This is a genomic window from Terriglobales bacterium, from assembly GCA_035573675.1.
Classification (GTDB): domain Bacteria; phylum Acidobacteriota; class Terriglobia; order Terriglobales; family Acidobacteriaceae; genus DATMAB01.
Genome location: DATMAB010000027.1, coordinates 1 through 17,780, shown reverse-complemented (window position 1 = coordinate 17,780; position 17,780 = coordinate 1). Strand labels below are relative to the sequence as shown.

Annotated in this window: 18 protein-coding genes and 1 pseudogene; 13 read left to right on the top strand and 6 right to left on the bottom strand. The window is 65.5% G+C overall.

Annotation, left to right across the window (positions count from 1 at the left end; all coding sequences use genetic code 11):
- Positions 1–3 precede the first annotated feature (3 nt).
- The 11 genes from asnS (at position 4) to VNK82_12545 (ending at position 11,731) form a co-directional block, all read left to right on the top strand.
- Positions 4–1,359, top strand: a complete 1,356-nt coding sequence (asnS, locus tag VNK82_12595) for an asparagine--tRNA ligase (protein HXE91787.1) — start codon at positions 4–6, stop codon at positions 1,357–1,359.
- Entirely contained in the window at positions 1,307–1,822 is a 516-nt protein-coding gene (locus tag VNK82_12590) for a GxxExxY protein (GenBank protein ID HXE91786.1), read from the top strand. The genes asnS and VNK82_12590 overlap by 53 nt, the downstream gene beginning before the upstream one ends.
- 12 nt (positions 1,823–1,834) lie before the next feature.
- Positions 1,835–2,785 (top strand): arginase, encoded by a 951-nt coding sequence (gene rocF, locus VNK82_12585; protein HXE91785.1) that lies wholly within the window; start codon positions 1,835–1,837, stop codon positions 2,783–2,785.
- Positions 2,786–2,816: 31 nt separating this feature from the next.
- Complete coding sequence (locus tag VNK82_12580) at positions 2,817–4,514, top strand: ATP-dependent DNA ligase (GenBank protein HXE91784.1); 1,698 nt, start codon at positions 2,817–2,819, stop codon at positions 4,512–4,514.
- A 149-nt stretch (positions 4,515–4,663) separates the two neighbouring features.
- Positions 4,664–5,854, top strand: a complete 1,191-nt coding sequence (locus VNK82_12575) for a D-alanine--D-alanine ligase family protein (GenBank protein HXE91783.1) — start codon at positions 4,664–4,666, stop codon at positions 5,852–5,854.
- 3 nt (positions 5,855–5,857) lie between these two features.
- Positions 5,858–7,132: an anion transporter gene (locus VNK82_12570; protein HXE91782.1), complete on the top strand. Its 1,275-nt coding sequence runs from the start codon at positions 5,858–5,860 to the stop codon at positions 7,130–7,132.
- A gap of 77 nt (positions 7,133–7,209) precedes the next feature.
- A complete protein-coding gene (locus VNK82_12565; protein HXE91781.1) occupies positions 7,210–7,923 on the top strand; it encodes a TetR/AcrR family transcriptional regulator in 714 nt (237 codons plus the stop codon).
- Positions 7,920–8,999: an efflux RND transporter periplasmic adaptor subunit gene (locus VNK82_12560; GenBank protein ID HXE91780.1), complete on the top strand. Its 1,080-nt coding sequence runs from the start codon at positions 7,920–7,922 to the stop codon at positions 8,997–8,999. The genes VNK82_12565 and VNK82_12560 overlap by 4 nt, the downstream gene beginning before the upstream one ends.
- A complete protein-coding gene (locus tag VNK82_12555) occupies positions 8,996–10,033 on the top strand; it encodes an ATP-binding cassette domain-containing protein (protein HXE91779.1) in 1,038 nt (345 codons plus the stop codon). The genes VNK82_12560 and VNK82_12555 overlap by 4 nt, the downstream gene beginning before the upstream one ends.
- A 13-nt stretch (positions 10,034–10,046) precedes the next feature.
- Complete coding sequence (locus VNK82_12550; protein ID HXE91778.1) at positions 10,047–11,159, top strand: ABC transporter permease; 1,113 nt, start codon at positions 10,047–10,049, stop codon at positions 11,157–11,159.
- 128 nt (positions 11,160–11,287) lie between these two features.
- The gene (locus VNK82_12545; GenBank protein ID HXE91777.1) at positions 11,288–11,731 is read left to right on the top strand and encodes a hypothetical protein; all 444 of its coding nucleotides are present in this window, start codon (positions 11,288–11,290) and stop codon (positions 11,729–11,731) included.
- Between the two features lie 16 nt (positions 11,732–11,747).
- Here VNK82_12545 and fabD read toward each other — a convergent pair whose 3' ends face one another.
- The 5 genes from fabD to VNK82_12520 all read right to left on the bottom strand — a co-directional run bounded on the left by fabD (position 11,748) and on the right by VNK82_12520 (position 15,217).
- Positions 11,748–12,689, bottom strand: coding sequence for an ACP S-malonyltransferase (gene fabD, locus VNK82_12540; protein HXE91776.1), 942 nt, complete (start codon positions 12,687–12,689; stop codon positions 11,748–11,750).
- 100 nt (positions 12,690–12,789) lie between these two features.
- Positions 12,790–13,815 (bottom strand): phosphate acyltransferase PlsX, encoded by a 1,026-nt coding sequence (plsX, locus tag VNK82_12535; protein ID HXE91775.1) that lies wholly within the window; start codon positions 13,813–13,815, stop codon positions 12,790–12,792.
- Positions 13,816–13,836: 21 nt separating this feature from the next.
- Positions 13,837–14,019, bottom strand: coding sequence for a 50S ribosomal protein L32 (rpmF, locus tag VNK82_12530; GenBank protein ID HXE91774.1), 183 nt, complete (start codon positions 14,017–14,019; stop codon positions 13,837–13,839).
- A 47-nt stretch (positions 14,020–14,066) separates the two neighbouring features.
- A complete protein-coding gene (locus VNK82_12525) occupies positions 14,067–14,615 on the bottom strand; it encodes a DUF177 domain-containing protein (GenBank protein ID HXE91773.1) in 549 nt (182 codons plus the stop codon).
- 119 nt (positions 14,616–14,734) lie between these two features.
- Complete coding sequence (locus VNK82_12520; protein HXE91772.1) at positions 14,735–15,217, bottom strand: prepilin-type N-terminal cleavage/methylation domain-containing protein; 483 nt, start codon at positions 15,215–15,217, stop codon at positions 14,735–14,737.
- 297 nt (positions 15,218–15,514) lie between these two features.
- On the opposite strand from VNK82_12520, the gene VNK82_12515 reads away from it, so the two are divergent.
- Positions 15,515–16,645: an aldo/keto reductase gene (locus VNK82_12515; protein HXE91771.1), complete on the top strand. Its 1,131-nt coding sequence runs from the start codon at positions 15,515–15,517 to the stop codon at positions 16,643–16,645.
- Between the two features lie 91 nt (positions 16,646–16,736).
- On the opposite strand, the gene VNK82_12510 is transcribed toward VNK82_12515, so the two are convergent.
- Positions 16,737–17,450 carry a tetratricopeptide repeat protein gene (locus VNK82_12510; GenBank protein ID HXE91770.1) on the bottom strand — a complete coding sequence of 238 codons (714 nt, stop codon included), beginning with the start codon at positions 17,448–17,450 and terminating at the stop codon, positions 16,737–16,739.
- A gap of 190 nt (positions 17,451–17,640) precedes the next feature.
- On the opposite strand from VNK82_12510, the pseudogene VNK82_12505 reads away from it, so the two are divergent.
- Positions 17,641–17,780, top strand: a pseudogene (locus tag VNK82_12505) (transposase).

The window sequence follows — 17,780 nt, the reverse complement described above, 5'->3', positions numbered from 1 at the left end:
GCGATGGCAACCGAAGCGCAAACCAATCAGACCGTGCAGGCACCCATCACCAGCATCGTGCAGATCGGCCGCCATGAGGGCGAGGTGGTCACCATCCGCGGCTGGCTGTACAACCTGCGGGAGAGCGGCAAGCTGCTGTTCCCCATCTTCCGCGACGGAACCGGGCTGCTGCAGGGCGTGGTGGCCAAGAACGCGGTGACCCCGGAAGTGTTCGACGCGGTGAAGGGATTGACGCAGGAGTCGAGCGTGATCGTACGCGGCAAGGTGCGCGCCGACAAGCGCGCACCCGGCGGCTACGAGATCGACGTGGTGGGGGTCGAAGTGGTGCAGCGCGTGCCCGAGTCCGATCCCTATCCCATCTCGCTCAAGGAGCACGGAGTCGAGTTCCTGATGGACCACCGGCACCTGTGGGTGCGCTCGCCGCGGCAGTGCGCCATCCTGCGGGTGCGGGCGGAGATCATCAAGGCGGCGCGCGACTTCTTCGACGAGCGCGGCTTCACCCTCACGGACCCGCCCATCCTCACGCCCGCGGCCTGCGAGGGAACGACTACGTTGTTCCCGGTGAATTACTTCGACGAGGAAGCGTTCCTCACCCAGTCCGGCCAGCTCTACATCGAGGCCACAGCCATGGCGCTGGGCAAGGTGTACTCGTTCGGCCCCACGTTCCGCGCAGAGAAATCGAAGACGCGGCGCCACCTGACGGAGTTCTGGATGGTCGAGCCGGAAGTCGCCTATGCCACTCTTGATGACCTGATGCAACTGGCGGAAGAGTTCATTACCTTCATCGTGAAGCGATGCCTGGAGCGGCGGCGCGCCGATCTGGAGGCGATAGGCCGGAAGCTCGAACCGCTGGAGAAGATCGATGTCCCCTTTCCGCGGCTCACCTATGACGAAGCCGTGAAGATGCTGCAGGAGGGCCACGCCAAGGGCGCGCTCGAGCAGCGCTTCGAGTGGGGCGGCGACCTGGGTTCGCCCGATGAGACCTACCTTTCCGCGCAGTTCGAGCGGCCGGTGATGGTGCATCGTTATCCGGCGCAGGTGAAAGCGTTCTACATGGAGCCCGACCCGCAGCGGCCGGAGTTGGCGCTGTGCGTGGATGTGCTGGCGCCGGAGGGCTATGGCGAGATTATCGGCGGATCACAGCGCATCGGCTCCTACGAGCTGCTGCTGAAGCGCATTCGCGAGCACGGCCTGCCGGAAGCGGCGTTCAAATGGTACCTGGACCTGCGCAAATACGGTGGCGTGCCGCACGGCGGCTTCGGCATGGGCATCGAGCGCGTGGTGGCGTGGATCTGCGGGCTGGAACATGTGCGGGAGACGATTCCATTCCCGAGGATGCTGTACCGGCTGTATCCGTAAACACTGCGTCCACCGCCGAGATCGCCGAGGAAGGACGAAGCAAGAATTCGACCGGATAAGCAGGAAGATCATTGGCGCGGCCATCAACGTGCACCGTGCCTTAGGACCGGGCTTGCTCGAATCAGCATACGAGGCTTGTTTGGTCTACGAACTAAGGGAGTTGGGATTGAGGGTGGAACAGCAGAAGCCGCTTCCCGTGGTATATCGAGGTGTACACCTCGATTGCGGTTACCGCCTCGACCTGGTCGTGGAGTCGGCGATTATCGTTGAGATCAAGAGTGTCGACGAGCTTGCACCGATTCACGCAGCTCAGTTGCCGTCCTACTTGAAGCTCTCAGGTCTCAGTGTGGGCCTGTTGATCAACTTCAACGTCAGGGTCTTGAAGCAGGGTCTTCGCCGGATCGTAAACAGCTTTCCAGACTCGGCGTCCTCGGCGTTCTCGCCGGTGAGATTAACCGTGTAGGGGCGAGGTCCTATGGCGACACCAGCGGTCAACACTACGGCAGCAGGCATCACGCCCCGGAAGATCCGTGTCATCGGCGTGCCCCTGGATCTGGGGCAGTCGCGACGCGGCGTGGACATGGGGCCTTCGGCGGTACGGGTGGCGGGCCTGGAGGCGCGCCTGGAAGCGCTCGGCCACGTGGTGGAGGATGCCGGCAACGTCTCCGTGGCCATCGCCGAGCAGAAGAAGGAAGGCGATCCCCGCGCCAAGTACCTGAAAGAGATCACCGCCACCTGTACCAAGCACGCTGAACTGGTCCTGAAGACGCTGGAAGCCGGGAAGACGCCGCTGGTGCTGGGCGGCGACCACTCCGTGGCCGCGGGCACGGTGGCGGGCGTGGCCGAGTTCTACCGGCGGCAGAACCAGAAGATCGGCCTGCTGTGGATCGACGCGCACACCGACATCAACACGCCTGAGACCTCGCCCAGCGGCAACGTGCATGGCATGCCGCTGGCCGCCATCATGGGCCTGGGTCCGCCGGAGATGGCCAACATCCTCGGCTTCGCGCCCAAGGTCGCGCCGGAAAACTGCGTGCTGGTGGGCGTGCGCGACATCGATCAGGTGGAGAAGGAGAACGTACGCAAGGCCGGGGTGGAAGTCTTCACTATGCGAGACATCGACGAGCGCGGCATGCGTACGGTGATCGAGGAGGCGCTGCGCATGGCGGGCCGCGGGACCGCCGGCTACCACGTCTCGCTGGACATGGACTGGATCGACCCCGAGGACGCGCCCGGCGTCGGCACCCCGGTGCGCGGCGGCGCCACCTATCGCGAGGCGCACCTGGCCATGGAGATCATCGCCGACCACGGCCGCATGACCAGCTTCGAGATCGTCGAGGTTAATCCCGTCATCGACGAACACAACCGCACCGCCGACCTGGCGGTGGAGCTGGCGCTCTCCGTGTTCGGGAAGAAGATCTTATAGCGCCCACTGCTGCGCGTAGCAAACTCTCGGCATGCACGCTCTGGCCACTGCCGCCGAGGCTCTCGCCTCTACCACCAGGAAGACGCAAAAGCTCGAAATCCTGGCGGACTATCTGAAGTCGCGCAGCGTGGAGGAAGCCGCGGCGTCAGCGATTTTCTTCTCCGGACATGTTTTCCCGGTGTCGAGTGAAAGGACGCTACAGATTGGTGGTGCCCTGGTGTGGAACGTGCTCCAGGAGCTCACCGGCAAGAGCGAAGCGGAAATGAGCGCGGCCTACCGGCGTTATGGAGATACTGGCGCCGCAGCCGAGGAATTGCTCGCCGGCATAGCTCCGGCCGAGAGCACGCTGAACGTGCTGAATGCCGCCGAAGTTTTTCTTGCCGCGGCGAAGACGAGTGGCTCATCCGCCAAGACGAATCTGCTGCGCGAGCTGCTGCGACACGCCACCGCGCTCGAGGCCAAGTACATCGTCAAGATCATCACCGGCGACCTGCGTATCGGGGTGAAGGAGAGCCTGGTGGAAGAAGCCATCGCACGGGCGTACGACGCGCCTCTGGAGGACGTCCGGCGTGCCAACATGCTGCTCGGCGATATTGCCGAGACCCTTCGCCTTGCCGCCGCTGGCCGCCTCGCGTCTGCGGCCATGCGATTGTTTCATCCACTCGGCTTCATGCTGGCCAGCCCGGTGGCCTCGGCAGAGGAAGCCTTTGAGTACATCGCCGCGGCCGTGGTGGAGGACAAGTACGACGGCATCCGCGCCCAGGCGCACGTGGGCGGAGAGCCGCGGCGCGCACGCCTGTTCTCGCGCACACGCGACGACGTCACGGCGTCGTTTCCGGAACTCGAGGAGCCTCTGGCCGAGTTTCCCGGCGAAGTCGTGCTGGATGGCGAGATCGTAGCCTGGGACGCGTCCGCGCAACGCGCGCTCCCGTTCACAGAATTACAGAAGCGGTTGGGCCGCAAGAAAGTCACGGACGAACTACTGCGCAGCATTCCCGTGGCCTACGTTGCGTTCGACCTGCTGTACGCGGGCGGCGAACTGCTGCTCGACCGGCCGCTGCGCGAACGAGCGCTGCTCCTTGAAGCCCTGTTTACCCAGCGCCGGCCCGCGCCGTCTCGTCGCGTCCGCCAGGGCCAGGGCAAGCTGCATTTCGACGGCGAAGGCGAGCCCGTGGGCAGCGTCCTGCGGGCTCCGCAGTGGAAAGCTGCGACACCAACTGAGCTCGACCAACTTTTCGAACGGTCGCTGGCTCGCGGCAATGAAGGACTGATGATCAAGGACCCGGAATCGCCCTATAAGCCGGGTAGCCGGGGCAAATGGTGGCTCAAGCTGAAGCGCGAGCTGGCCACACTCGACGTGGTGGTCACCGCCGCCGAGTATGGCCACGGCAAGCGCGCCGGCGTGCTGAGCGACGTGACGTTCGCCGTGCGCGAAGGCGACCGTCTGCTCAACGTCGGCAAAGCCTACTCCGGACTCACCGACAGCGAGATCGCCGAGCTGACGCAGTGGTTCCTGGAGCACACTCTCGCCGACGAAGGCTGGCGGCGGCAGGTCGAACCGAAAATCGTGCTCGAGGTGGCTTTCAATGCGGTGATGCGCTCGGACCGCCACGAAAGCGGCTACGCCCTGCGTTTTCCGCGCATCCTGCGCATCCGCACAGACAAATCGGCGGAGGAGATTGACACGCTCGACCGGGTGCGCGAGATCTTCGAGAAGCAGCGCGTGTAGAGACGTTGCTTGCAACGTCTCGGACGTGAAAGATGGATAGAGAGACGTAGCAAGCTAGGTCTCTACGAAGCTCGATGCAGCGCCCGGTATCCAGTTCCTCAACTCGCAACTCGGTACCCGGTACTCGCAACTCGTACAATGGGTGTGCGATGAAGAAGCTGCGCGTCGGAGTCCTGTTCGGAGGCCGCAGCGGCGAGCATGAGGTCTCGCTGCTCTCGGCCGCGTCAGTCATCGACGCTATCGACAAGGCCAAGTATGAGGTCGTCCCCATCGGCATCACCAAGGAGGGCCGCTGGGTGGCGGCGGCCCACGCCGAGCGCCTGCTGCGCGGCAAGCCCGCCACGGGCGAGGAGCGCCACCTGCGCGCGGGCGATCCTGCAACCACCGCTCCGGCGGCGGTGCTGGCCAAGGGCGAGGGCGTCATTGTGCCGCCTGTGCCCGGCGAACGTTCGAGCTCGCTGGTTCCCTTCGAAAGTGACGCGCATATGCCGCACGCCGCCGCGCACGCCGTCAGCGTGGACATCATCTTCCCCGTGCTGCACGGCACCTTCGGCGAGGATGGCACGGTGCAGGGCCTGCTCGAACTGGCGGACATCCCTTACGTCGGCGCGGGTGTGGTGGGCTCGGCCTGCGGCATGGACAAGGACGTGATGAAGCGCCTGTTCGCCGCGGCCAAGCTGCCGATTGTGCCTCACGTCACCCTGCTGCGCGGCGACTGGGAACGCGCCCCCAACCATGTGCGCCGCATCATCGAAAAGCGGCTCAAGTATCCGATGTTCGTGAAACCGGCAAATTTGGGCTCCTCGGTGGGCATCTCCAAGGTGCACGATGCCTCCGAACTCAAGGGGGCCATCGACCTGGCCGGCTCGTTCGACCGCAAGATCATCGTCGAGCAGGGCGTGGGCGGGAAGAAAGGCAAGGCGCGCGAGATCGAGTGCTCGGTGCTGGGCAATGACCACCCGCAGGCCTCCATCGCCGGCGAGGTCGTTCCCGGCAAGGAGTTCTACGACTACGACGCCAAGTACCTCGACGAGGGCTCGGAGCTGTTGATTCCCGCGCGCATCTCCAAACGCCAGCAGAAGCAGGTGCAGCAACTGGCGGTGCGCGCCTTTCGCGCCGTGGATTGCGCCGGCCTGGCGCGCGTGGACTTCCTCATGGATCCCCGGAGCCAGAAGATCTACGTCAACGAGATCAACACCATGCCGGGGTTCACCTCCATCAGCATGTATCCCAAGCTGTGGGCGGCTACCGGGCTGAGCTACCCGGACCTCATCAACCGCCTGATCGAACTCGGCCTGGAGCGCCACGCCGAAAAGAAGCAGAACCGCTACAGCCGTTAAGCCATGGTGCTCGCCACGCCGGCGCTCCCTTCGCTCTCGCATTCTTCGGCGGAGGTGCTGAGCGACGCCCGCATCCTGGCCGCCTGGGCCATCTTCTTTGCCAGCTACACGGTGTTCGCGCTGGGCAAGTTCCCGGGGATGAAGATCGACCGCCCGGGTGCGGCCATCATCGGCGCGGTGCTGATGGTGGCGCTGCGCATCGTGCCCTCCGAGGATGCCCTGCGCTTCATCGATTTCCCCACCCTGGTGCTGCTGTTTTCCATGATGCTCATCGTCGCCTACCTGCAGGTGGCCGGCTTCTTCGACTGGATCACGGAGCTGGTGGTGACGCGCCTCGAGCCGCACCATCTGCTGCCCACCATCATCTTCACCAGCGGGGTGCTCTCGGCGTTCTTCGTGAACGACATCATCTGCCTGGTGATGGTGCCCTTCGCGCTCACGGCCAGCCGCCGCATGGGAGTAAAGCCCATACCGTACCTGCTGGCGGTCGCGACGGCGTCGAATATCGGCAGCGTGGCCTCCATCACCGGCAACCCGCAGAACATGCTGATCGGGTCCTTTTCCGGCATCTCCTATCGCGATTTCCTTGCGCACCTCGGGCCGGTGGCCCTGATCGGCCTGTTTCTGGACTGGGCCATCCTGCACCGCGTGGCGCTGCGCCACGGCTTGCGCGACCCCGAGGTGACGGCGATTCCCGTCGCGCACATCGAGACCGCCCGCCTGCGCAAGCCGGCCACCGTCATCCTGACGGTGATGATCGGCTTTCTCGCCGGCGTGCCGCCCGCCATCATGGCCGCCGTGGGAGCTGCCGTCATGCTCATCACTCGCACACGCTATCCGCGCGAGGTCTATCAGAAGGTGGACTGGGGCCTGCTGGTGTTTTTCGTCGGACTGTTCCTGATCGTGGGCGGCGCCGAGCGTTCCGGTCTGGTGGACCGGCTGCTTTCGTTCACGCGCGGTTGGAACCTGGAGCATCCCGCGCCTTTCACTGTGGTGGCCGCGGTGCTCTCCAACCTGGTCAGCAATGTACCCGCGGTCATGCTGATGAAATCCCTGGTGCCCGGCTTCGCCAATCCACACACCGGCTGGCTGGTTCTGGCCATGGCCTCGACCCTGGCCGGCAACCTCACCATCACCGGCTCAGTGGCCAACATCATCATGGTGGAACGCGCCAAGCCGGAGGTCGAAATCAGCTTCCGCGACTACTTCGAGGTCGGCCTGCCCATCACGGTGCTGACCTTGTTGGTGGGCTGGGCCTGGCTTACGCTGGTGGGCTAGCTGAGGCCAATATTTTCCCCGGCCTGATTTTGCAACCCGAGGCTCAGTCTGCTAATCTAACTAACTGGTTAATTAACATGGCGCCTCGCAGCCAACCCGCGGCTCGCCGCCTCTCTCGCCCCGGCCCCCGCGGCGATTCCGAGCAGACCCGCGCCGCCATCCTGAAGGCCGCCTTAGAGGAGTTTGCTCAGGAAGGTCTGGCCGGGGCCCGCATCGACCACATTGCCCGCGCCGCCCGCGTCAACAAGGCCCTGCTTTACTACTACTTTCGGGACAAGGAAGCTTTGTACGGCGCCACCCTGGAGCACGTCTTCTCCGGTTTGGCGGACCGGCTGCGCGGCGTCCTGGAGCAGGACCTGCCGCCGCGCGAGAAGATCATCGCCCTGGCGGGAGCGCATTTCGATTACATTGCAGCCTCGCCCATCTATCCGCGCGTCGTACAGCGCGAGCTGATGCGCGCCGGGCGCAGCGGCTCGCCCCACATCCAGCGCATCTACCAGCGCTACCTCGCGCCGCTCAAAGACCGGCTCGTGGGATTGTTCGCCGAGGGCATGGCGCGGGGCGACTTCCGGCCCGTCCATCCCCTGCATTTCTTTTTCTCCATGGTGGCGATGAACGTCTTCTATTTCAGCAGCCTGCCGATGCTCCGCCTGCTGCTGGACGGAGACCCGCTGGCGCCGGAGCGGGTAGCGGCGCGCCGCGCGGCCGTGCTCGATTTTGTGGCGGCGGCGCTCTTCACCGCTCCGCGCGCAGAGCAGCCATCAGCCACCGACGGGAAGGACGAGTCATGAGCACGTTCAAGAAATTCGCCATCGCTATGGGCGCTCTGCTTGCCGCCGCCATCGTCTACTACGTCGTTACTGCGGAGCGTTCCCGAGACCTGGTCCTGATCGGCACTGTGGACTCCAACCAGGTCGTAGTGAGCGCGCGCATCAGCGGTCGCATCGAAAAGCTGCCCGTGGACGAAGGCACGCCGGTCAAGGCCGGCGATTTGATCGCACAGCTCGACACGGCGGAACTGGAAGCGCAGCTCCGCGCCTTCGAGGCCGGCACGGCCAGCATGCGCTCGCAGGTCTCCGCTTCGAAGGCACGCGAAGAGCTGGCTTCAGGCGAGACTTCCAGCGCCGTGCGCGCGGCACAGGCGCAAGTCGATGCGGCCCGGGCGCAACTGGCGGAAGCCCGCGCCGATTTCGAGCGCGTCCGTCTGGACAACGAACGCATCGTGGCTCTGGCAAACGCCGGCGTGGCCTCGGAGCAGGATCGCGATCGTTCCGTGCAGGCGCTGAAAGCGGCGCAGGCGAGGATGGCGGCGCTCGAGGACCAGGTGCGTGCCGCCCAGGCTGAGCTGAACGCCGCCCAGGCCCGCACCCACGAGGCCCACGCCGCGACCTCCACCGTCCATGCCACCCGCGCGCAGGCGGAGCAGGCTGCAGCCCGGGCCCAGGAAACGCGCACGCGCCTGGGCTACACGCGGGTGACCGCGCCCCTCGACGGGACGGTTTCCGTGCGGGTGGCTCGGGAAGGCGAAGTCGTCAGCGCCGGCCAGCCCATTGTGACCATCGTGGACCTGAACGACACCTGGGTGCGCGCCGGCCTCCCGGAGACGCAGGCCACGCGCATCGGCATCGGCGACTCGCTCCAGGTCCGGCTGCCCTCGGGCGAGACGGTCGAGGGCCGGGTCATTTTCAAGTCGGCGGAGAGCGACTTCGCCACCCAGCGCGACGTCAGCCGCTCCAAGCGTGACATCAAGACCGTGGTGCTGAAGGTCCGCGTCGACAACTCCCGCAAGACACTGGTGCCCGGCATGACCGCCGAGGTGCTGATTCCCATGGACAAGCTGCCCGGCCACACCCTGGCCCGCCCATGAACACCTTCGTCAAACCGCGCAACGGCAAGCCCAATGGCCAGGCCCAGCGGACGCCCGCCATCGAGGTGGAAAACATCGTCAAGAAGTTCGGCGACTTCGCCGCCGTGGATGGCGTGACGTTCTCCGTGGGCCAGGGAGAGATTTTTGGTCTGCTGGGCCCGAATGGGGCCGGGAAATCCACCCTGATCCGCATGATGACCACGCTGCTGCCTATCACCTCCGGCACGGCGCGGGTGGGCGGGTACGACGTTCGCAAGAACGCCAACCAGGCGCGGCGCCTCATCGGCGTCATCCCGCAGGCCTCCACCAGCGACATCGACCTCACAGTGGAAGAAAATCTGAGCATCTACGCCAAGCTCTACGGCGTGCCCGCCGAGGAGCGCCGGCGTTCGATCGACGAGCTGCTGGAACTGGTGGACCTCACCAAGTGGCGCCACCATGCCGCTAAGAATCTTTCCGGCGGCATGCGGCGGCGGCTGGAGATCGCGCGCGGCCTGGTCCATCGCCCCAAGATCTTCTTCCTCGACGAGCCCACCACCGGCCTCGACCCGGTTTCACGTGTAGCTGTCTGGGAGATGATCACCCGCATCAAGGAAGAGCAGCAGCTCACGGTGCTGCTCACCACCCACTACATGGACGAAGCCGACCGGCTGTGCGACCGCATCGCCATCGTGGATCACGGCAAGCTGGTCGCACTGGATACGCCGCAAGGTCTGAAGGAGAGCGTACCCGGCTCCGACGTCATCGAGGTGCAGTTCAGCCACGTGCCGGCCGGCTTCGAGCAGCGCCTGGAAAAGCTGGGCAAGGTGCACTCGGTGCATCATGAGGGCGGCGGCTTCTTCCGCATCCATTCCGACGAAGGCTCGCTGACCACGACCGAACTGGTGAGCGTGGCCCTGGCCGAGGGCGTGGAGGTGAAATCGCTTTCCGTGCAGCACACCACGCTCGACGACGTCTTCGTCCATTACACCGGCCGCCAGCTGCGCGACGAGGCCGTGAAGGCCTACGCCTACACGGGAGCCATCTTCCGGTGAGGAGGCCGATGCCATGAACCGCGTCCTGGCCCTGGTGGAGCGCGACCTGCGCAAGTTCATCCGTTCGCCCGCGCTCATGATGGTGGCCATGGTGTTCCCGCTCATCCAGCTCATCGTGCTGGGGAACGCATTCGGCGGAAAGGTAGTGGGCGCCCGGGTGGCGGTGGTAGACGAGGACGGCGGACCGCAGGCGGTGAAGATCCGCGAGGCCTTCGATTCGGTCCGCGCCACCGCGAAAACCTTCACCCCTGTCTATTACAGCGACGAGCGGCAGGCGGTGGAGGACGTGCGCAACGGCAAGGTGGAAGCTGCGGTCATCATTCCACCTCAATATTCCCGCCGCGTGTACGAGCAGAACCGTCCGCGGGTGGCGCTGGTGGTGGACAACACCGATAACTTCATGTCCGGCGCGGTCTCGGAGAAGCTGCAGGAGCTGGTCGCGGCGCTGAACCAGCCCGAGGTCGAGTCGCGCCTGGTGGGCCGCATCACGCTGGAACTGGTCGAACTCTATCCGTACATGGAATACATGAAATATCTGCTGCCGGGCTCCATCACGCTGGCCATGTTCGTGAGCGTGATGATCGGCGGCGGCATCCTCTATATCGACGACAAGGCCCGCGGTGTGCACGAGGGCTACCTGGTCACCCCCATCTCCAAGCTCGAACTGGTGTTCGGCTTCAACCTGGCGGGGGCGGTGAAGGCCATCATTGCGGGCGTGGTGCTCACCATCCTGGGCTCGCTGCTGGCGGGCGTGGGCACCGCCTTCCGGCCTGCGACCATGTTCTGGCTGCTGGTCCTGATCGCATCCACTTCGTTCGCCTTCATTTCCATGATGTTCTGCTTCATGGCCCGGGTGGAGGATCCGCTGGTACCGCGCGCCACCTTCGGCATTCTGAACACGCTGCTGTTCTTTCCCTCGGGCGCCATCTACCCCATCCATTCATTCCCGGGATGGCTGAAGGCCATCGCCTGGATCGACCCGTTCACCTACGCCGTGCATGGCTTCAAATCCGTGCTGCTGAAGGAGGCCGGCTTCGCGGCCATCTGGGGAGACCTGGCCTTCCTGATCGTTTTCACTCTCATCATGACCACGGGAGCCGTGCTGCTGTTCAAGAGAACGCTGTGAGGATTGGGTAATTGAGTTGTTTGGTAATTGGGTAATTGATCGCTGCGTGTCCGGGAGGAGAGAACGGCTCAATTACCAATTAACCAATTACCAAGTTACCCGATTCTCCCGGTACCATATCCTCTGCCATGTCCCTGCTCAACGCTCCCGAGTACGACCCGCGGCGGGAACGCCGGCGCGCGCTCGCGGCGCTGGGCGGCGTGGTGCTGGTGGGCGTACTGGCGGCGGTGGCCTACAGTTACCGCAATTGGCCGGAGGAGCGCGTGGTCGCACGCTTCATGACGGCACTCCAGCAGCGCGATTACGAGACCGCGTACGGCATCTGGCTGGCCGACCCGGAGTGGAAACAGCACCCGGACCGCCACGCCAGCTATCCCTACGAGGATTTCTACCGCGACTGGGGTCCCGGCGGGGAATGGGGCCTGGTCCGGAGCTTCCGCATCGAAGGCTCGGACAGCCCGCGCGGCGGCACCGGCGTGGTGGTCGAGGTCACAGTGAACGAACGTGTGGGCGCCAAGGCCCGCATCTGGGTGGAGAAGAAGGACAAGAGCCTGACCTTCTCGCCGTTCTAGGACTGTTCGTCGCGGATCAGGCCGACGGAAGTTTTTCCAGAGCCTTCCCCAGCGACGCTTCGTCCTCGACGTTGACGCACGCGAGCGCCCGATCGATCTGGCGCAGCAGGCCGGTGAGCACCTTGCCGGGACCGACTTCCACGTAGAGTTCTGCGCCCGCGCCGCGCAGCGCCTCGATACATCCCACCCAACGCACGGTCCCGGTGACCTGGCGGATGAGCGTGTCGCGCGCAGCTTCCGACGAAGTTGTCAGTGCGGCGTCCACGTTGTTCACCACTGGAACGGCGGGGGTAGAAAAGTGCAGCGCCCTCAGGTCAGCGGCCAGGCGGTCCTGGGCCGGCTGCATGAGCGCACAATGGAAGGGAGCGGAGACGGGCAGCATGACCGCGCGCTTGGCGCCGCGTTGCCTGGCCAGTTCGGCCGCGCGCTCCACCGCACCTTTTTCCCCGGAGATCACAATCTGCTCCGGGGAGTTGATGTTGGCCGGCGAGACGACTTCGCCGTGCGCGGCCTCCTCGCAGACCTGTTGCAGCGCCGCAAGCGGCATCCCCAGAACGGCCGCCATAGCGCCCTTGCCGGCGGGCACGGCCTCCTGCATGTAGCGGCCGCGATTGCGCACCGTGCGCACCGCGTCCGCGAAGGAGAACGTCCCGGCGGCGACGTGCGCCGAGTACTCCCCCAGGCTGTGCCCGGCGACCAGCGCCGGGCGCACGCCCTTCTCGGCCAGCACGCGAAGCGCCGCAACCGAGACGGTAAGGATGGCCGGCTGCGTGACCTCCGTCATGCGCAGCTTTTCCTCCGGACCCTCCCAGCAGAGCGTGGAGAGCGCGTAGCCCAGGGCGTCGTCGGCCTCCGCGAACGTGCGTCGAGCCACGGGATATCGTTCGGCCAGGTCTTTGCCCATGCCTGCCTGCTGCGAGCCCTGGCCGGGGAAGAGGAAGGCGATGCGCCGGTTCAAATCAGTGTCCCTCGTGGATTGGGGAATTGCAGAATTGCCGAATTGAAAACGCCCCAGGACGTGCCCTTCAGATGCGACAATTCGAAACTCCGGCAATTCGTCAATGTGTCACCGCGGCCTTGCCCGCCATCGCCGCGATCTCGCGTTCGATGCGAGCATTGACGCCGCCGCTGACGAACTCCGCCGCCACGCGGATGGCGTTCTTGATGGCGTTGTTGTTGGACGAGCCGTGGGTGATGATGCAGGCGCCTTTCACGCCCAGCAGGGGCGCGCCGCCGTACTCGGCGTGGTCGAGCCGCCGGCGGAAGTCCTCGAAGGCGCGGCGCGAGAGCAGGTAACCGACCTTCGACGCAATCGTGGACTCCAGCGACTCGCGCAGCATGCTGCGCACCATCTGTCCTACGCCCTCGGAGATCTTCAGCGCCACGTTGCCGGTGAAGCCGTCGCAGACCATGACGTCCACCGTGCCGCGGAACAGGTCACGTCCTTCGACGTTGCCCACAAAGTGCAGCGGAAGCTGCTTGAGCAGAGGCAGCGTTTCGCGCGTGAGCTCGTTGCCCTTGACTTCTTCTTCGCCGATGGAGAGCAAGCCGACGCGGGGCCGGCGCACGCCGAAGATCACCCGCGCGTAGATCTCGCCCATGATGGCGAACTGGGCCAGGTTGTGGGGCTTGGAATCGACGTTGGCGCCCACGTCGAGCAGCAGCGCGGCGTGGCCTTTCTCGGTGGGGAATGCACCCGCCAGGGCGGGACGATCCACGCCCGGCAGCGCGCCCAGCACCACCTTGGCCAGTGCCATGGCGGCGCCGGTGTTGCCGGCGGTGACGAAGCCGGCGGCCTTGCCGTCACGCACCAGGCGCAATCCTACGCGCATGGAGGTATCGCGCTTGCCGCGCACCGCCTTCCAGGCCTTCTCGTCCATGGAGATGACCTCGGAGGCATGCACCACCTCGATGGGCATTCGTCCCGCCGCCGGGTGCAGAGAGAGTTCGGCGCGCAGGCGCTCTTCCTGGCCTACCAGCAGCACACGCACGTCATATTCGCGCACGGCAAGGATGGCGCCTTCCACTTCCGGCTTGGGCGCCCGGTCCGAGCCCATCGCATCTACGGCTATGACCGTCGGCATCGCGGGTGGTCAGCAGAGACCCTACTCGCCTTTGATCTCGAGCACTTCGCGGCCCTTGTAATAGCCGCACTTGGGACAGGCGCGATGGGGCAGCTTGCGCTCGTGGCAGTTGGGACACTCGGAGAGCGAGTGCGCGTGCAGAAAGTCGTGCGCGCGCCGCTTGCTGGAGCGCGACTTGGAATGCCGCCGTTTCGGATTGGCCATGGCAGAACCCTCGGTTCGTGGGAGCCGCAGCTCCCGGTCTCAGCAATCTACTCCAGCTTGCGCCGGATCTCCTCCAGCGCCGCCCAGCGCGCATCCGGCGGAGGCTCCGGGCAGGCGCAGCGTTCCAGGTTCAGGTTGCGCCCGCAGCGCGGGCACAGCCCCTTGCAGCCGTCCGAGCACGTGGAGCGCGCCGGCAGCGCCAGCAGGATCTGCTCCCGCAGCACGTCTTCCAGCAGCAAGCCCTCGCCCCGGTAGTAGCCGATCTCGGTCTCGGCTTCGCTGATGGAGACTTCCGGAGCCCGGAAGTCCGACCCCGTGGGCCGGTACAGCAGGTCGAAGCTGCCTTGCAGCCGGTGTTCCACCGGCTCCAGGCAGCGGGCACAGTGCGCTCCGATGCGCGCCGCGTACTGGCCCACGACGCGGATGTCCTGGATGGGAGCCTGCCGGCCCTGGTGCTCCTCCACCAGTTCCGCGCGCCCGGAGGTCTCCAGTACTCCCTGCTGGGCCAGTTCAGGCCCCAGATCGATGGCGCCCGGCTGGAACCCCTCCTGAAACACGAGTTCCCGGACTTCCAAGTCTGCAATGCGGATGAGCATGTTGGAATCCAGTCGCTGAAAAGCCCTCCAGGACCGCCGGAGGGCCTGTTCCAGGCAGGGCAGATTTTAAGAATAAAGGCCCGCGTCGCGCAGTGTCAACCGCAGCGTGCGTATGCGCTCTACTGAATGGTGGCGGTGCAGGTCGTGCCGCCGCTGGGGTCGAAGGTGATGACCGTCAACTGGTTGGAGCAGAAGCCGCGCACTCCGGTCTGGCCCGGCGCCGCCGGCCGGCCGGTCACGTCGTAGGTGTAGGCCGGGGTTCCGCTCACGTTGATGATCTCGAAGTCGTAGCCGCTCTTGCGGCAGGGCTGCGCGGCGCAGCCCAGCACCCAGTCCAGCAGCCCGGCGGCGTTCGGGCTCACCGGTGTGCCCGGTGGGGGGAGCGACAGCTTGGTCAGCGTATCGGCATAGCCGATGGACGGGTAATTGATGGAGTAGGTGGTCTGCGCCGTGTTGATGCCCCGAATGGAGGCCACCGCCGAAGCTTCGTTGGCGGAAATACGCGAGCGCAGCAGGTTGGGGATGGCGATGGCCGCGATAATCAGAATGATGGCTACCACGATCAGCAGCTCAATCAACGAAAACCCGTGTTCTTTTCGCATAGTTCGCCCGTTCAAGTCCCATGGGACCGGTTTTCGGCGACACCTGGGGAGGGTACGACCTGAACTTGGGAACATCGGCGGCGTTCGCATCGACCGCAGCGCTGGCTCGATCGACTCACCCCTATCCCCCTCACGGGCAGAGATGCAGCGATGCTCAGGGAGGGCTTGAATATAGCACACCTGGCTCGCCCGGCAACAAGGAAACCTTGCCTCTCCATGTCCGTCGGGACATGTCCGGCGGTCACCGGTCAGCCAGCCTTGGGTAACCGTCCGCGCTGCGGCTGATACACTCGGGCTGTGCTCCCCGGCTACGCTACCCTGGATGGAACCGCCCGCTATCGCGACCGTTTCCCGAACCTGAGAGACGCCGCGCATTTCCGCCGTGCGGATGCGGTTCCCGGAGCCGGAGAACTCTGGGTCTCCTCCCTCGGCCTCGGCACCTACCTGGGCGAGCCCGATGCCGCCACCGACCGCCGTTACACGGAATCCGCCGAGCACGCTCTGGGCTCCGGCATCAACCTGCTGGATACCGCCATCAACTACCGCCACCAGCGTTCGGAGCGCAATCTGGGCGCGGCGCTGGCCAGGCTGGTGGCGGAGGAGCGCCTGCAGCGCGACGAAGTCGTCGTCTGCACCAAGGCCGGCTACCTGCCTTTCGACGCCGAGATGCCTGCCGACCCGCGCGCCTACTTCGTGCGCGAATACCTGGACCGGGGCGTCTTCCGCGTCTCCGATATCGCCGGCGGCATGCACTGCATGGCGCCCACGTATCTCGCCGACCAGCTCGAACGCAGCCGCCGCAACCTCGGCCTGGCCACCCTCGACGTCTTCTACCTGCACAACCCGGAAACGCAACTCAGCGCCGTCGATCGCTCCACCTTCCGCCAGCGGCTGAAGGACGCCTTCACCATGCTCGAGGACGCCGTGCGTGCCGGCAGCATCCGCTACTACGGTTGCGCCACCTGGAACGCCTTCCGCCTGCCGCCCGCCGAGCACGGCAGCATGAGTTTGGCCGAGACGGTGGCCATCGCCCGCGAAGTCGCCGGCGACGCCCATCACTTCCGCTTCGTCCAGATGCCGTTCAACCTGGCCATGATCGAGGCCTGGGCCTTTCGCAACCAGCGCGACGGCGAGAGGTCGCTCTCCCTGCTGGAGCTGGCGCAGCAACTCGGCGTGGCCGTGGTGGGCAGCGCCTCCCTGCATCAGGGACAGCTCACCGCCGGCCTGCCGGCGTCGCTGGTTCAGAGCCTGGGCGCGACCGAAGACACCCACGCCGCCCTGCAGTTCGCGCGCTCCGCCCCCGGCCTCCTCACCGCGCTCATCGGCATGAGCGCCCCGGAGCACGTCGCCGCCAACCTGCAGGTGGCGATCCACCCGCCGCTTTCCGCCGAAACGTGGAAAAGCCTCTTCCGCGAGGAAGCCGAATAAGCCCGAAAGGGCGGAATTTGTGTGAGCCCGCGCAGCGCTGGGTTGACGAGGGCGAGGGGCACGCGAGCCCCGGAGGGGCGGTACAAAAACCCTACGGCTGCATCACCAATTCCAACCGCGAAGACGCAATCTGCCCCGCCGGCCCGTTCGGGTCCTCAATCTTGATCTGCTGGTAGAGCCGCACCGCTTCCGCTGGCTGGCTCTCCTCGTAGAGGGCCGCCAGCTCGAGCTGCACCAGGGTCTTGGGCACGGCCGGCGTCGGATGGTCGATGAGTTCCTTGTAGATTTTGATGGCGTCGGCGTCGCGGCCCTGGCCGTGATACATGGCCGCCATCGCCAGCTTCGCCAGCGGCGCCAGGTCCTTGTTGCGCGAGCCCGCCACCTTGGCCAGCTCCTGCTCCGCCGTGGCCACGTCGCCCAGCTCCCCCGCCGTCACCCCCGCCAGGTAGTGCGCGATCTCGGCCGTCTTGGTGAAACGGTATTTCTCCGCGATCTCGCGGAACTTCTTCTGCGCCGCCTGCGCCCGCTCTTTGGCCGTCGGGAAAGTCTGGATGCCGGGCGCGTTGGGATCAGGAGCGCCCAGCGGGGCCGTAAGCGTGCGCACCGCCGCGCCCAGTTCTTCCGAGGCCTTGCCGTCCTGGTGGCGCAGGTAGAGCCAGCCTCCCAGCACCGCGGCCAGAACCACGCCGGCAATGCCCGAGGCGGTGACGATGGTCTTGCGATGCACCACCGTCCAGTGCAGCGTCTCCGCCGCCGCTTCGGCAAACTTGTCTTGCTTCAGTTGATGTCGTGTGTACCCGGGCACGAATGTCCTTGGGGATGCTTCAGTGACTCACAATGGAGGAAACTCAAGAAAGTTAGTCTAACAGGCGCTTTTTGCGGACGTCAAAGCGCCTTGCGCGCAACGCTCGGCAAAAACGGCAGCAGCAGGCCTGCAACTTTTTCCACAGGCCGCATCACTTTGGTAACTTGCGCCGATTCGCCGCTTGGCTCGGAACGCGCGGGTGGAGAGCTTCCACGGACGCCTGCGGGAAGAGTGCTTGCGCCTAAGCTGGTTCCAGAACCTGTTCGAGGCGCGGCGGAAGATCGCGGCCTGGCGGAAGGAGTACAACGAGCAACGGCCGCACAGCAGTCT

Bases quoted from the DNA above. Each gene is read 5' to 3' on its own strand.
- VNK82_12590 (HXE91786.1), top strand. From the start codon at position 1,307: ATGTGCGGGAGACGATTCCATTCCCGAGGATGCTGTACCGGCTGTATC.
- VNK82_12560 (HXE91780.1), top strand. From the start codon at position 7,920: ATGAGCACGTTCAAGAAATTCGCCATCGCTATGGGCGCTCTGCTTGCC.
- VNK82_12555 (HXE91779.1), top strand. From the start codon at position 8,996: ATGAACACCTTCGTCAAACCGCGCAACGGCAAGCCCAATGGCCAGGCC.
- VNK82_12525 (HXE91773.1), bottom strand. From the start codon at position 14,615: ATGCTCATCCGCATTGCAGACTTGGAAGTCCGGGAACTCGTGTTTCAG.
- asnS (HXE91787.1), top strand. From the start codon at position 4: ATGGCAACCGAAGCGCAAACCAATCAGACCGTGCAGGCACCCATCACC.
- rpmF (HXE91774.1), bottom strand. From the start codon at position 14,019: ATGGCCAATCCGAAACGGCGGCATTCCAAGTCGCGCTCCAGCAAGCGG.
- VNK82_12565 (HXE91781.1), top strand. From the start codon at position 7,210: ATGGCGCCTCGCAGCCAACCCGCGGCTCGCCGCCTCTCTCGCCCCGGC.
- VNK82_12550 (HXE91778.1), top strand. From the start codon at position 10,047: ATGAACCGCGTCCTGGCCCTGGTGGAGCGCGACCTGCGCAAGTTCATC.
- plsX (HXE91775.1), bottom strand. From the start codon at position 13,815: ATGCCGACGGTCATAGCCGTAGATGCGATGGGCTCGGACCGGGCGCCC.
- rocF (HXE91785.1), top strand. From the start codon at position 1,835: ATGGCGACACCAGCGGTCAACACTACGGCAGCAGGCATCACGCCCCGG.
- VNK82_12545 (HXE91777.1), top strand. From the start codon at position 11,288: ATGTCCCTGCTCAACGCTCCCGAGTACGACCCGCGGCGGGAACGCCGG.
- VNK82_12580 (HXE91784.1), top strand. From the start codon at position 2,817: ATGCACGCTCTGGCCACTGCCGCCGAGGCTCTCGCCTCTACCACCAGG.
- VNK82_12570 (HXE91782.1), top strand. From the start codon at position 5,858: ATGGTGCTCGCCACGCCGGCGCTCCCTTCGCTCTCGCATTCTTCGGCG.
- VNK82_12520 (HXE91772.1), bottom strand. From the start codon at position 15,217: ATGCGAAAAGAACACGGGTTTTCGTTGATTGAGCTGCTGATCGTGGTA.
- VNK82_12575 (HXE91783.1), top strand. From the start codon at position 4,664: ATGAAGAAGCTGCGCGTCGGAGTCCTGTTCGGAGGCCGCAGCGGCGAG.